Origin of the sequence: Pseudoalteromonas sp. SWXJZ10B (genome assembly GCF_015864475.1) — a bacterium.
Classification (GTDB): Bacteria; Pseudomonadota; Gammaproteobacteria; order Enterobacterales; family Alteromonadaceae; genus Pseudoalteromonas; species Pseudoalteromonas arctica.
This window is the reverse complement of sequence record NZ_JADYXD010000001.1, coordinates 367,425-382,789: the sequence shown is the minus strand read 5'-3', so window position 1 is coordinate 382,789 and position 15,365 is coordinate 367,425. Positions and strand designations below refer to the sequence as shown.

At 37.0% G+C, this 15,365-nt stretch carries 8 protein-coding genes; 3 read left to right on the top strand and 5 right to left on the bottom strand.

Annotated features, from left to right (window positions below; all coding sequences use genetic code 11):
• Positions 1-406: 406 nt before the first annotated feature.
• The 3 genes from I6F54_RS01670 to I6F54_RS01660 all read right to left on the bottom strand — a co-directional run bounded on the left by I6F54_RS01670 (position 407) and on the right by I6F54_RS01660 (position 6,196).
• Entirely contained in the window at positions 407-3,553 is a 3,147-nt protein-coding gene (locus I6F54_RS01670) for a DEAD/DEAH box helicase (protein WP_197139433.1), read from the bottom strand.
• Between the two features lie 426 nt (positions 3,554-3,979).
• A complete protein-coding gene (locus I6F54_RS01665) occupies positions 3,980-4,942 on the bottom strand; it encodes a transcriptional regulator (protein ID WP_197139432.1) in 963 nt (320 codons plus the stop codon).
• A gap of 15 nt (positions 4,943-4,957) precedes the next feature.
• Positions 4,958-6,196 carry an AAA family ATPase gene (locus I6F54_RS01660; RefSeq protein ID WP_007583176.1) on the bottom strand — a complete coding sequence of 413 codons (1,239 nt, stop codon included), beginning with the start codon at positions 6,194-6,196 and terminating at the stop codon, positions 4,958-4,960.
• Positions 6,197-6,969: 773 nt separating this feature from the next.
• Here I6F54_RS01660 and I6F54_RS01655 point away from each other — a divergent pair.
• Positions 6,970-8,184 (top strand): hypothetical protein, encoded by a 1,215-nt coding sequence (locus I6F54_RS01655; protein ID WP_024591590.1) that lies wholly within the window; start codon positions 6,970-6,972, stop codon positions 8,182-8,184.
• Between the two features lie 69 nt (positions 8,185-8,253).
• Here the strand turns inward: I6F54_RS01655 and I6F54_RS01650 are convergent, their stop codons facing one another.
• Positions 8,254-9,129: a DNA replication terminus site-binding protein gene (locus I6F54_RS01650; RefSeq protein WP_197139431.1), complete on the bottom strand. Its 876-nt coding sequence runs from the start codon at positions 9,127-9,129 to the stop codon at positions 8,254-8,256.
• Between the two features lie 994 nt (positions 9,130-10,123).
• Between I6F54_RS01650 and I6F54_RS01645 the strand changes: the two genes are divergently transcribed.
• Complete coding sequence (locus I6F54_RS01645; protein ID WP_008167282.1) at positions 10,124-11,473, top strand: class II 3-deoxy-7-phosphoheptulonate synthase; 1,350 nt, start codon at positions 10,124-10,126, stop codon at positions 11,471-11,473.
• Positions 11,474-11,536: 63 nt separating this feature from the next.
• Here I6F54_RS01645 and ppsR read toward each other — a convergent pair whose 3' ends face one another.
• Entirely contained in the window at positions 11,537-12,346 is an 810-nt protein-coding gene (gene ppsR, locus I6F54_RS01640) for a posphoenolpyruvate synthetase regulatory kinase/phosphorylase PpsR (protein WP_007583184.1), read from the bottom strand.
• 157 nt (positions 12,347-12,503) lie between these two features.
• On the opposite strand from ppsR, the gene ppsA reads away from it, so the two are divergent.
• Positions 12,504-14,879, top strand: a complete 2,376-nt coding sequence (gene ppsA, locus I6F54_RS01635; protein ID WP_165727947.1) for a phosphoenolpyruvate synthase — start codon at positions 12,504-12,506, stop codon at positions 14,877-14,879.
• The last annotated feature ends 486 nt before the right edge of the window (positions 14,880-15,365 follow it).

Below are 15,365 nucleotides of genomic sequence, written 5' to 3'. Positions count from 1 at the left end.
ATAAAAAGATCAAAACTTTTAAAATAAAATTGAATGCTAAATTTAGGCATAAAAAAAGCCAACTCAAAATGGGCTGGCTCAATCATTACTAAAATTAGTAACTAAATGGGGGGAATCAACATGAAAACTTGTATTAACTGCAATTAATCAACAAGCATAATAGTAGACGTCCGTTTTTTAATTAAGTTCATAAAAAAGTAAAAACTTTTAAAATAAGTGCCGAACGCTAAATTTTAGGCATAAAAAAAGCCAACTCAAAATGGGCTGGCTTAATCATTACTAAAATTAGTAACTAAATGGGGAATCAACATGATGCTTGTGCTAACTGCAATTAACCAACAAGCATAATAGTAGACGTCCGCTTTTTAATTAAGTTCATAAAAAGATCAAAACTTTTTAAATCAATTTAGTTTTTAATTAGCGATAACATTTGTTGTTCATCAAACTTTGTAAAGCTCATTGATTTATCAGTAAATAACGCATCTACAAGGGCCTGTTTGTCTTGTTGCATTTTAAATACTTTTTGCTCTATTGAATTACTCATTATGAGCTTATACACAAATACAGGGTTAGTTTGGCCAATACGGTAAGCTCTATCAGTCGCTTGTTTTTCTACAGCAGGGTTCCACCATGGATCAAAGTGAATAACTGTATCGGCTTGTGTAAGGTTAAGGCCTGTACCGCCAGCTTTTAAGCTAATTAAAAACACTGATGTTTTACCACTGGTAAACTCGTCGATTACTTTATCGCGGTGGCGCGTTTGGCCTGTAAGCATACTAAAGTTAATGTTTATTTCTTCGAGGCGTTGGGCTATTAAATCAAGTGCCGATGTGAACTGACTAAATATAATAATTTTACGACCGAGACTTAACATAAGCGGTAAGTGTGTTGTTAACCATTCAAGCTTAGCAGAGCCTGCTTGAGTGTCTGGATCTATTAATTTAGGGTGGCAACAAATTTGCCTTAACTTTAAAAGTGCCTCTAAAAATGCAAGTTTACTTTTTTGTGCGCCTTGTTCGGCAAATAAGTCTATTAGCTTCTCTTCTAATGAACGTGTAATACCTTGATACATTTCTTTTTGCTTAGGCTCAAACTCAAACTCTTTAGTTAGCTCTGTTTTTTCAGGCAGCTCTTGCGCTACTTGTGCTTTAGTGCGGCGCATTATAAAAGGCATAATTAACGCTTTTAACTGCTCAGCTCTCTCCATATCAGCTTCACGCTCAATAGGCGTTTGAAAGTGCTGCTTAAAGTGGGCTTGAGACCCAAGTAACGATGGCATAGCAAAATCGAGTAACGATTTAAGCTCAAGTAAATTATTCTCGATTGGAGTACCACTTAAACAAAGTTTAAAGTCGGCATTTAAGCGTTTAACTAATCGCGAAACCTGTGCGGTATCGTTTTTAATGTATTGTGCTTCGTCGAGGATTATATTTTCAAAATATAATGGCGAATAATATGCAATATCACGCTTTAAAAGTGGATATGTAGTAAGTATACACTGCGCTTGCGCTAAGTGCTGTAAAGGATCGTTACGATTTGAACCAAAAATAGTGGTGACTTTTAAGCTTTTAGCAAACTTAATAATTTCGTTTTCCCAGTTACTCACCAAACTAGTTGGACACACTATAAGTGTAGGGCCTGCTTGCGGGCGGTTAAATGTACTGGCTAAAAATGCAATAACTTGCAAGGTTTTACCCAGGCCCATGTCATCAGCTAAAATACCACCTAATTGGTGACGTTTTAAAAAGCTAAGCCAGTCAACACCTTGCTGTTGGTACTCACGAAGTGTTACTGAGTCATTTAAGCCATGTAATGAAACCTTAGTAATTGCTTTATCGGGACTATTTAGCTCTTGTAAGTATAGCTCTAATGAATCGTCGTGAAGCTCTACGTTTATAGCAGTGTGCTTTACTAATTCAGGTAAATACGAAAGCGGAATATTAAATTCGTCTCGTGTTTTTACAAATTCAAAACGCTCTTTAAATTCATTTAATAAGTTAATTGCTGACTTATTGATAACCCCAAATTCACGACCAAGCGGATAGTAGTAAAATAGTTCACTTTGGCGATTTAATGACTGATATAGCGGGTCAGTATTAGTAAACAACAGCGATGCTTTAGCATCACATAGCAATACTTTGCAGTGCATTTGATGCCCTGCTGCGCGGTGTACATGTAAACTAACTTCACACTGCGGATTAGGACTCGTTACTTTACTTACACTTACTTGCCAACCACGTTGCTTAAAGCCAGGGAATACTTCGTATATTAGCCAATGCAAATGGATTGAAGACTGCTTTGTAAATACCAGTTCACTTTGTAAACCCCCTTTACAAAATTCAAATCCTAAGTTAATTAGTTCGTTAGTTACAGTATTTTCAAATGCACTATTAATCGTACTTGCAGGTGCTGCACCTGCTAAATAGTTTTTATTTTTATACTTAAATAACAACGAAAGAGATAAACCTTGATCGCCCATAGTTACTTTTAAAACAGCATTACTAGAGATTTTAGGCAATGTTGGCTGTAAATTAGTAGGGTGGGGTATTACACCTGCACCAAAGTTATCGGCAAGCTGCTTGTATATTCTATCAAAATTAGCGTCATGCAAAGCAGGCATAGTTTGTAAATGTGCTATTTCGTCTGCACTCAATGGGGTGCGAAGACGGCCCGCTTTTAAATGATCTAAATCGAGGTAAGTAGGTGGTGTTGTTTTTAATAAAGCCCAGTTTTGTGTTTGCTCAAGCTTAATAACTAATTGTGAGAGATCTTTATCTTGCTCCCAACTAAAACTTAATGCTTGGCCAGATTGCGCTTTAATTGGTACTCGAGAACGCTGGAAAAACAGGCGTTCTGTAGCTATCAACTGTTGTAAGGCACTAAAACCCCACTGGCCTTTTAGCTCAATACTTCCCACTGCATTTTGTGAGCGTATCCAACTAAATAATCTAAAATCACTTTCGAGTAAGTCACTCGGCGTTACAAAACTATTTAACTGCTGCTCAGTCAGGTTTCGACCTAGCGTGTAATTCTTTTTAGTCTCAACATTCGCTATTTTAGGTGTTAAGAATACTTTGTTATTTTCAATATCTAATACAAATAATAATACTTGCGATGGCGTGTTTTGATCACCACTTTTAAGTGCGCTTAATTCGCTAAACCAATCATTAATAAAATAATCTTCGCCATATTCACCAGAGTGCTCTATTTTGAGCTTAAATAAAATAGCAGCTAAGTGTCGGCATTTAGTTTTTGCATTACACGTACAATGCGTATCAACAGAATAGCCAGTTGGTACTTTACTGATCTCAATACGTTGGTTAAACGATGATCCATTATCCACTTGTACAGTAGAGTCGACTACAGAAAAATTAGGGGTGTGTTCTAGCCAAGTGATTTGACCTTTCTTGTAATATTCTTTGCCTTTATCTAAAACATTTTCACGGAAAAGCTTTTTGATAAAGCGTTCAGACAGAGGAAACTGGGTAGCCTGCTCATTTTTAATTTCTTCAAAAATAGCCATTAAATCATTTTTTGATAAGTTAGCAGACATGTCACTCTAAGCATTAAATTTTAAAAATAATCCTGCCAGTATATGCCTTATATGCTCTGAGCTAAAGCACTATTAACAAGATATAAACTGGTTGGAGCTGATAACTTAGTAAAAAATCGGTTTGTAAGTAAAAATAAGCATCCAATTTTACAAAATAATATTTAAAACAACTGCAATGGTAGAAGTTACATATAGTTAGAAACATAAAAGTAGGCATTACAGATCACGATTTTACTAACAATAATAATAAATGAAGGAATGTAGCTAAAAAGAGGAGATTAGTTAGTAAAAAAGTGATCTTGAAGAAGGAATATGATTATTTAAAGAGGAAATAGGCTAGTAAAGATCAGATTTTTACTAACAAAACAATCTGCCAGATCACTATTTAACTAAGTAAATATGCCTGACAGATCATTATTTAACTAACTAATTAAAGGCACTTAATAACTTAGTTAATTGCTCTAAGCGCTTGTCTGTCATTACTTTATTATCAATTTTGATAGAGACATCACCGCTTTTTAAATTGCGTTGTACCGATATGAAGTTATTTTCTAGTACAGCTTCGCGCTTAACAGCTACTTGTGGCTCTGAAGTTAGGCATCTAGTGATCGCCATTGCACGCTTGTCGTCGCTTGTAATCGCATTTAACTCTTCATCACTAGCAAGGGCACTAACAAGTTGATTAAACGCCTCTTCGTCTCGCTCCTTTGCGCTAACAAGCTTTTTAGCGACTTCGCGACCTACGTGATTAGCAGTAGGGTAAAGCGCAATGACATCAGCAGGAATTTGCTCATAAGCTTTAATTGCATCTGCAATTGCAGTATGCGATACACCTTCTACCGCGGCAATCTCTCTGTAAGATCCTTTATTACCTTGCTCAATAAGCTCATTTTTAGTTTGTTGGTATGCTTGGCCAAGCTCCCATAAACTAGGAGCAATGTATTGATCTGAAGATACCGCTAAAATTTTTGCATCTTGATCAGTAAAATCGCTTGAACTAAGTACTAAATAATCTGCGTTACCTAAAATACAGGCCATACGACGACGTGAACCTGCCAGAACTAAACTTTTGTCACCTTGATCCCAAAGTAGGGCAGGATGTTGATTTCGACCATCCTCACGAATTGCAGGAAGAATGTCTGATACTGACTTTTCGTTTAGAAGTGCCTGTACACGACGATTTTTGCCATATACACCAGTGGTAGATTCAATATCAGCATGTGCGATCACTTTACAAACAAGCGTAATTTGACGAGCGGGGTCACTCGGTGCAGGCATTCTAATTACATCGCCAGCATTGGCTTGTTCTAGTAATGCATCAAGACTACTGCTGCCTACAGCAGTTGCAAATGGATCTAAGCGGGTGTCATTTTTACGTTTTTTAGCCATTTTTATTTAACATCCTTACTTAGGGGTATTGAGTGTTGATTGAGTTGACTGCCAATTTGAACGAATAAGCATTTCTAGCTCATCGACCACATCTTTAATATTTTCTTGAGCGCGCATTAATGACTCACGACTTGCTAAGCTGTCTGATGCTTTTTGATCAAAAATAGTGTTGAAAGACGATGAACTAGCGGTAATCGCGGAGCTGTGATTGATTGGGTAGCTCATTACTTGGCGACCAAATGCACTACGAACATCTTTGACGATATCGCGCTGTGAGTGATTACCTTTCACATAGTTGGTCACTAAAAATTGCATAAAGTCCCAGCCCTCATGGCCAAGTGCTGCAACTGTATGGTAAATCTCACCTAGTCGTTTTAAATATTTGTTATTAGCATCAAAATCTACAGCTTCCGGATGAACAGGAATAAGCATCGCCGTAGAGGCCATTAATGCATTATAAAACATGAAGTTAAGGGTAGGTGCTGTATCAATTAAGATAATATCAAACTCGTCTTTAACGGGATCAATTACTTTCTCAAGTAACTTGTGGTAATGGCGAGTTTGCTCATAATTTGAGGTATCTTTGAGCAATGTTGCCGTTTCGTGCTCAAAGTAAAAGTCATCCATACCCGATGGTAATACACGAATATTTGGGATATGCGTTGGTAAAAATGAGTTAGACACAAATTCAGGCCATGTTTCACCCTCGTCTAAATCTATGCAATCACGCATTAAATCACCAACAGTAATCGGGTCGTGCTCACTTGAAGGAAAAAAGCTTGAAGAAGAGCCTTGTGGGTCTAAATCTATAATACCAATGCGATAACGTTTAATATTTGTAGTTGCAAGCGCTGCCGCTATATTAACCATACTGGTAGTTTTACCGCAGCCGCCTTTGAGAGAATTAATTACAATAACTTGCAGTTTGTCATCACCAGTACGATGATCTGGTTTAATGTCCATAATATCGGCCATAGCAAAAATATTTACTAATGTGTAAGCATAGTGACCGTTAGCACCGCGTTTTATGTTTAAATCATCGAAGTCACCATTATCATGACGTCTTTTTAAAGTACGATTATTACAACCTAATAAATCAGCAGCTGCTTTTTGTGTATACGTTCTTAATTCTTTTTCTTCTGATTTAAGATGGGCACGGTAGTGCTGAATACGTCCTTCTAATGATTTTTCAGCAACTTCAGCTGTGGCTTTCAAAAGCCGATAGGTACTTAATGCGTTATTGTTGATAGACATACTTTCTTCCTCAAAGTTAGGCAGTTAGTATAATGTCCATTCAAATAGCTGTAAACAACTATTTAAGACGACATGCATTTTAAAAACAAGACATCTAAAAATATTTTTACACCTTTAATATTGCTTAGTATAAATAAAGAAGTTTAAAGGTGGTTAAATATATAAGGTAATAAAGGTTAAGGGTGTAAAATTAGCACATAAAATTATGATTTATATGAATAATGTTTAAAAAAGCAGATCAGGTTTATACTTGGTTAAGATCAGATCTTTATCTACCTGCGGATCAGCTTTTTACTAAGGTCTATTTTAAATATAGAGTTATGCACAGGTTACGCATGAAGTTATGAACAAAAAGAGCCCTGCAGATCAGTTTTTTACTAAGTAAATTATAAAGTTATACACTAGTCGCAACATAAAAATACGCTTTTAATTAGTATAGATCTGATCTGTACTTGGTACAGATCAGATCTATTCTAACTCGATAAGGCTTTATCCACAGGGGAATATATTTTTTGGTGTATTTGTCGTGCTTAATTTTAAAATTAAGCCATTGTAATGGACAAAATAACAGCTGAGTTAGTAAAAATTAGATTTGTGATAGTCCAGTTAGTATAAATATGATCTGAAATCGTAAGTAATGTACATCACTTAGTATAATAGTGATCCAAACGTTTTATTTAAAGTCAGATCACTTTTATACTAACTTAAACATTTAACTTTTGTTGCTTAATGTGTTGTTATTAGCTGTCGCAATAAAAATGGAAATAAGAACAATGAGCCGAAAGGTCAACATCTCGGTAGATAACTTGCCCGATACACTTAGGGGCCAAATCCACGGGGTGGAAAGTGCAATAGATAACGAAAGTTTAGCACTATTTACAGACAACAAAGACGTGCGAATTTCTATTGAAAATGCAGCACATGGATTACGTGCATATTCAAACACGTTTAATCACTATGATTTGTGGGGACGCTTTGTTCGCTCGGGCTATAAAAAATTGCCACTTGAAGAAGCGCCTAAAAAAACAATTATTACGCGTAAAATATCTGAAAAAGTAGATGGTATTTTGTACGATGGCGAAATAAAAATAACGCCAGCTGTTGTAAGTACACGCAAAGATGGCGAAGATGTTGAATACCTTGTTTGGCCATCAGATAGAGAAGAAAAAGTAGAGCGAGCACTTATTCGTTTAGCTTCTAAAGGCAAAATAGTTAAAATTAATTTTAAATCCGGTATTCAATACGCGGTTGTTTTTTCTATGAACGAATTAGCACAAGAGCTCAAAGCGGTAGGGCAGTCAATGCCATATCCTGCAATAAAAGAGTCACTTGAAGCATTGCAAGGTTCTAAACTTTCATTTAAATATTCGGCAACAGATACTAAAAATTCTGATATAGATGATTCGTTTTACGAGTCAAACATGAACTTTTTATCGTCACTGCATTTTAGTGGCAAAAAAGGTCAGGGTGGCAATGTAAAATGCGTCGCCTGTTTAAATGCATTTGTTCATAACATGATTGATAACCTTGAATACAAAGGGTATTACTTTAATAGCGCACAAGAATTAAAACGTGGATTATCGCGTTGGATGATGCTTCGTTTGTATCACCTTTGGCGTTATGCAGCACCAGGTAAAACGTACCATTTTAGATTACTTTCTATTATGGAAAAATACGGATCTATTTATTCAACTGATGATATTACCGAAAATAAATTAAAAGCACTTCGTCGTGATATGACCACCACAATGAAAGATTTGATTGAAAAAGGTGCAATATCAGAATACAGCATTACAAACGTTAAAGATGACAAAACCGGTAACATTATCGATTACACATACGAAATGCACCCGTCTGATCAGTTTTGCGATGAAATACTTACATTGAACAAACACAATAAACGCATTGAAATCCAAGGCGGTAAACGCATTGTTGAAAATGCCGTGCTGATTGATGAAGATAAAATTGAAGAAATAGTAGAAAAATAATAACCGTTATTTTAAATACTGTACGCATAACTAAAAAGGCCACACTATGTGGCCTTTTTAACATAATGACTACCGCTCAACCTGTTCTAAATATAACCTATCAACCAAAAAATCATACTCGCGCTTACGAGGGTGAGTTTCGGGTTTTTGATAATCAGGTAATATACCTAATTTTACGTCTGGTTCTGGATTAATCAGAATAAAGGGTAATGCAGCACTCACATGATAGCGATTTTGCGCCGTATATCTCACATTTACCTGTGGACTCACTCGAGTAGGGCGGCGAATTCTAAGTTTTTCCTTTTCGCCTAAACTAGCAACCCGTAATTGTTCTTGAGCTACAAGTGATTGCCATTTTTGTTGATCTATCATTCTTGGATTTCGATAACTGGCCGATTTGTCGAGCATTTCGAGAGCCATTTTTTTAGTCAGCGTTTTAGTTGCGTGTTTGTGCATCCAAGTAAACCTAACCGAAAATGGCGATTCGCTTTCACTATGAATTTTACGATACGCAGCAAGCGTTATTAAATTTGGTATAGCATTGTGAACTGCTTCAAATCGAGCATCGTTGCTATCAATAGCTAAAATACATTCTTTAAACGTAGCTTTAGCTTTATTTACTTGAGCTATACGATTATTTAAAGCTTGTTTATCTGCATTTTTAATAACGAGCAAACCAGGGTGCCTTTTTAAAACACGACTGCTTAATCCTGATTTTTTATACATGTCTGAAAAAGAGTTTAGGATTGATTTTTGAGCAGGTACTCCAGTGATTTTAGAAACAAGTATAGATTCTGGAACTTTACTCTCATCGAAACTACTTACATCAGGTAATTGATAATATTCCGCTTTGGAGAATTCACACTCTTTTAGTTCTTCAATCAACCTCAAAGTTAATTCGTTCATTAAATCAAACTGACTTCTAATTTGTACTTTAGTTACCATTACACACCTCAAAGAACACATCTTACTAGTCTTATATTATTACATGCACTTTGCTTTGTCTAAATTAATAATTAACAGCACTCGGTGATTATACTTACATTATAATTAAAATAAGTATGATGTGTTCTTTATAGTGAGAATATATATACTAAGAAAGATTGAAACTCCTTACTAATTTATATGACATTGGAGTATTTACTTTATCGTATATAAAAAGGCTAATACGCCAAGTACTAGATTATCTACGTAGTAGGTGATAAAACTAAGTTTAGAAAAATGAGTTAAGCGGAGTTATATAATTTTCATATATTTATCTAACAGTCTTAGTATTTATAATTACTGACTCATATTACACCGTGTTGGCAGTACGGTGATCAGCCTAAAGGTTACAATGACTACAAATGCTTTTTGATATCAGTTCCTCTTTAAGGATACTTCAAGCAGTAGGGGCTTTAATCATGATGAATTGTAAATTAGCACTATCACTTTGAAGAGAAAACTTAATGGCCTACCACACCTTTAAGTTGTGGCACTTATGAATATAGTCCTGCATACGAGTGCTATACAAGACTATGCGTCTAGGATTTAAAGCGCAGATAAATGATTACTGCAAATGCTCATATCATACATTAAGGTCTGCACATAGCACTTGATAGCTATTAATTAATTATCCGCGTAAAGTTAAGATTACAGAAGTTGTCATTTAAGTATGATGTGTTCCTAGCTAAATTACGTATAACATACCCTTATGTACTATTTATTCTCAATGCGTTAAAATTGTAAATAGTTAGCTCTAAACGCATGTATTTAAACACTTTAGTTTCTTCGAAATAAAACTAAAGTGTATGTTATATAACCACCTAGGTTAAGTAAGATTACTTTTATACTTAACTCATAACTAAATAATTGGAAAATAGTGAATTTAGTCCTTGAACATAGGGGCCTGCATACGTTAATTTCTTCTTATCAGGTAATGTAGGAATGAGGAAAAATTATGCAATCGTGGAACCCAAATAGCTGGAGAGAGCTGCCAATACTGCAGCAGCCACAGTACCCGGATCAAGAAATACTTAAATCAGTAGAAAGCCAATTAAAAACGGCACCGCCTTTAGTTTTTGCTGAAGAAACAAGAAGCCTATTCAAACAGCTTGAAGATGTGTGCGAAGGTCGAGCTTTTTTACTTCAAGGTGGTGACTGTGCAGAATCATTTAGCGATTTTAATGCCGCTAACATTCGCGATACATTCAAAACAATCTTACAGATGGCTGTTGTATTAACTTACGGCGGTAAATGCCCTGTAGTTAAAATAGCGCGCATGGCTGGTCAATACGCTAAACCTCGTTCAGCAGACTTAGAAACAATTAATGGCGTGTCTTTACCATCTTACCGTGGCGACATTATTAATAATATCGAGTTTACAGAAGAAGCACGTATACCCGATCCACAACGCTTAATGACTGCATACCATCATAGTGCCGCTACGTTAAACTTATTACGTGCTTTTGCACAAGGTGGCCTTGCCGATCTTCACCAGGTAAATCGTTGGAACATGGGCTTTGTTGCTGCAAATCCACTTAAAGAAAAATACCAACAACTTGCTGATAAAATTCAAGACGCACTAGAGTTTATGGAAGTGTGCGGAATTAACTCTACAATTGCGCCAAGCTTAAAAGAAACCGATTTATACACTTCTCACGAAGCGTTACTACTTGGTTACGAAGAGGCGCTTACTCGTCGCGACCACTTATCTGGTGATTGGTACGATTGTTCTGCTCACTTTGTTTGGATTGGTGAACGTACTCGTCAACTAGACCATGCACATATTGAATTTTTTAAAGGCATTAAAAACCCAATTGGTGTTAAAGTTGGCCCAGGTATGGACCCAGATGACCTAATTCGTTTAATTGATGCATTAAACCCAGATAACATTCCTGGTCGTTTAACGCTAATTACGCGTATGGGTGCAGATATACTTCCTGAAAAACTTCCAGCACTAGTAAGAAGAGTTCAACAAGAAGGCCGTAAAGTAATTTGGAGCTCAGATCCAATGCACGGTAACACTGAAAAAGCGACATCAGGTTACAAAACACGTAACTTCGACAATATTATGCGCGAGATTAGTCAATTCTTCGCTGTACACAAAGCTGAAGGTTCATACGCAGGTGGTGTTCACCTAGAAATGACAGGCCAGCACGTTACAGAGTGTACTGGCGGTGCTTACGGTTTATCTGACGATGACCTAGCACAGCGTTACAAAACGCAGTGTGATCCACGCCTTAATGCCGACCAAGTATTAGAGTTAGGCTTTTTAGTAGCTGATTTACTAAAAGACGCACGTAAATAATATTTATTGATACTAAAAAAACCGCTTAGTTGCGGTTTTTTTGTTTTTAATTTTATTAGTAAGTTAGTACTTACGTCGCTCCAAGTCTGTTTCTATCAATATTTTTGCAGATATTTCTTCAACAGAATGATGCGTAGAATTAAAGTAAGCAATTTTATGACGCTTATACAACATTTCCACTTCGCGAACCTCAATACGACACTGTTTAATTGAAGCATACTTAGAGTTCGCCATACGTCGATGCCTAATAGCCGCAAGTCTCTCAGGGTCAATCGTCAGTCCAAATAACTTATGTTTGTAAGGGACTAAACATTTAGGCAAACCTTCATTATCTAAATCTTCTTCTGTAATAGGGTAGTTAGCCGCTTTGATGCCGTACTGCAGTGCTAAGTATAAGCTTGTGGGTGTTTTACCACTTCTGCTAACACCAATTAAAATGATGTCTGCTTCAGAAAAGTTTTTAATATTTCCGCCATCATCATTCATAAGTGCATAGTTAACCGCATCAATTCTAAAATCATAACTTTTTTCGTGGATAGAATGCGTACGATGCATTTTAGGAACTGGGGCTACATTGAGTTCTTTTTCTATTTTTTCGCTATATGTAGTTAAAAAGTCATACGTGACTGCATCAGCCGATTTTATAATTTCACTTAAATTGTGGTTAACAAAAGTAAAAAAAACAAATGGCTTTTCGCCTGTTTTTGCAGCGGTTGCATTAATTAATGCTTTAATTTCGTGCGCTTTCTCTTCAGTTTCTACAAATGGAATTGTTTTATGATTAAAATCGATAGGAAACAACGACAAAGTCGCATGCCCAAATACCTCTGAAGTAATAGCGGTTCCATCTGATATATAAAAAGCAGTTCTCATAATTAACCTTTTTATTGCGTTTAAATCCCTAAAATGGGTTTCTCACGGTTTACGTGAGGACTATTGCCAGTGTAGAATGATGATGACCTTTATAAAAGGTTTTCTTTCTTAACTCTCACAGTTAGACCTACAATTTGTTTTTTTTGGAGAAAGATCCGTGCAAGAATACGTTCTCTGGTATCAAGAGCTTGGTATGCAAGATGTTCCTCGAGTTGGCGGTAAAAACGCTTCACTTGGCGAAATGATTTCAAACCTAGCAAACGCTGGTGTACAAGTACCGGGTGGTTTCGCAACTACCGCAGATGCTTTTAATGAGTTTTTAGATCAATCAGGACTCACAGCAAAAATTCACAACATTCTAGATACACTCGATGTTGATGATGTAAATACACTCGCTAAAGTCGGTGCCGACATCCGCCAATGGATAATCGACACACCATTCCAACCAAACCTAGATCAAGCCATTCGCGACGCATATAGCCAACTTCATGGCGATACTGCAGCAGATGTATCATTCGCAGTACGTTCATCAGCTACCGCTGAAGATATGCCAGATGCATCATTCGCAGGCCAGCAAGAAACTTTCCTTAACGTTGTTGGTATCGATTCAGTCATGGTCGCTATTAAACACGTATTTGCTTCATTATTTAACGACCGTGCAATCTCATATCGAGTTCACCAAGGTTACGATCACCGTGGTGTGGCCCTATCAGCGGGTATTCAGCGCATGGTACGTTCAGATAAGTCAGCATCTGGCGTAATGTTTAGCATTGATACAGAGTCTGGTTTTGAAGACGTTGTATTTATTACATCAAGCTACGGCTTAGGTGAAATGGTTGTACAGGGCGCAGTTAACCCTGATGAGTTTTATGTTCATAAACCAACACTCCTTAAAAATAAACCTTCAGTAGTACGTCGTAATATTGGCTCTAAAGCCATTCAAATGATTTACTCAGAAGATAAAGCACACGGTAAGCAAGTAGACATCGTTGATGTTGCCCCTGAGCTTTCAAATAAATTTTCGATTACAGATGAAGAAGTGCAAGAACTTGCCAAGCAAGCTGTAATCATCGAAAAACATTACGGTCGTCCTATGGATATCGAATGGGCAAAAGACGGTAACGACGGCAAACTATATATAGTTCAAGCACGTCCAGAAACTGTACGCTCAAACGAAGACTCTAACGTAATGGAACGCTTTCAATTAAATGGTACAAGCAACGTTGTTGTTGAAGGCCGTGCAATTGGTCATAAAATTGGTAGTGGTGTTGTTCGTGTTCTTGATTCAATCAAAGAAATGGATCAAGTACAAGTAGGCGATATTTTAGTTACCGATATGACCGACCCTGATTGGGAACCAATCATGAAACGTGCAGCCGCGATTGTTACAAATCGTGGTGGACGTACGTGTCACGCGGCAATCATTGCACGCGAACTTGGTATTCCAGCAGTTGTAGGGTGTGGTAACGCAACTGATTTAATTAAAGCGGGCCAAGAAGTAACAGTATCGTGCGCCGAAGGCGATACCGGCTTTATTTACGAAGGTATTTTAGATTTTGAAATACTAACGTCACGCGTTGATAAAATGCCAGAACTTCCAATGAAAGTTATGATGAACGTGGGTAACCCCGATCGTGCATTTGACTTTGCACGCTTACCGCATGCAGGTGTTGGCCTTGCGCGAGTTGAATTTATTATCAACCGTATGATTGGCGTTCATCCTAAAGCGTTATTAAATTTTGATGCTCAAACAGATGCATTAAAAGCAGAAATTACTGACATGATTGCCGGTTACGAATCACCAGTAGAATTTTACATAACAAAACTGGTTGAAGGTATTTCTACTCTAGGGTGTGCATTTGCACCAGAGCGTGTAATTGTTCGTATGTCTGATTTTAAATCAAACGAATACGCAAACCTAGTTGGTGGCCAGCAATACGAGCCAGAAGAAGAAAACCCAATGATTGGTTTTCGTGGTGCCGCACGTTATATCTCTGAAGACTTCCGCGATTGTTTTGCACTAGAGTGTGAAGCAATAAAACGTGTAAGAAACGACATGGATATGGCGAATATTGAAATCATGATCCCATTCGTACGTACCCTTGAAGAAGGCAAACGCGTAATTGAACTACTAGAAGAGCATGGCCTTAAACGTGGCGAAAATGGTCTTAAAGTAATCATGATGTGTGAGCTACCTTCAAATGCATTACTTGCAGATGAATTTTTAGAAATGTTTGATGGTTTTTCTATCGGCTCTAACGATTTAACACAGTTAACGCTTGGTCTTGATCGTGATTCTGGTTTAATCGCACATTTATTTGATGAGCGTGACCCTGCAATTAAAAAGCTACTTTCTATGGCAATTAAAACAGCTAAAGCAAAAGGAAAGTACGTAGGTATTTGTGGTCAAGGTCCTTCAGATCACGAAGACTTTGCAGCATGGTTAGTAGAGCAGGGTATTGACTCTGTTTCATTAAACCCAGATACAGTAATAGAAACATGGTTATACCTAGCTAAAAAATTAGCAAAGTAATAAATAGGTAAGCTATAAAAAATGCCAGCAATAAATTGCTGGCATTTTTTTATACTCAATTAAAAGTAAATTAACGGGCTAATTTTTTATCTAAATAAGCACATGATTTAGTTAACGCCTTTTGACAAAATGATAAGTAATGTCGTGCTTTAGGATAGTAAAACGAAAAACACAATAAACCCGCCATAAAAAATATAAGTGAAGGCTAAGGGCGTGTTGATCTTTGTGGATTGAAATTTGTTCAATCTAGGGGCGATTTAATCGCGGCGCGAGGTTTGTAACCTAGTGAGCTAAGTAAAAACCGAGCAACAAAGAGTTAATCGTCCCTAGAAAGAACCCATTGGGCAGCGCATGTTTGGTATTTATGCTGCGTTATCGCCTATTTATGGGGAGCAACCACACTACATAGGCTCTGCCTTGCCTAAAAAACAAACATACTGCTGCAAATTCAACAACCAAAGGTCAACACGCCCTAGCTACAACCGC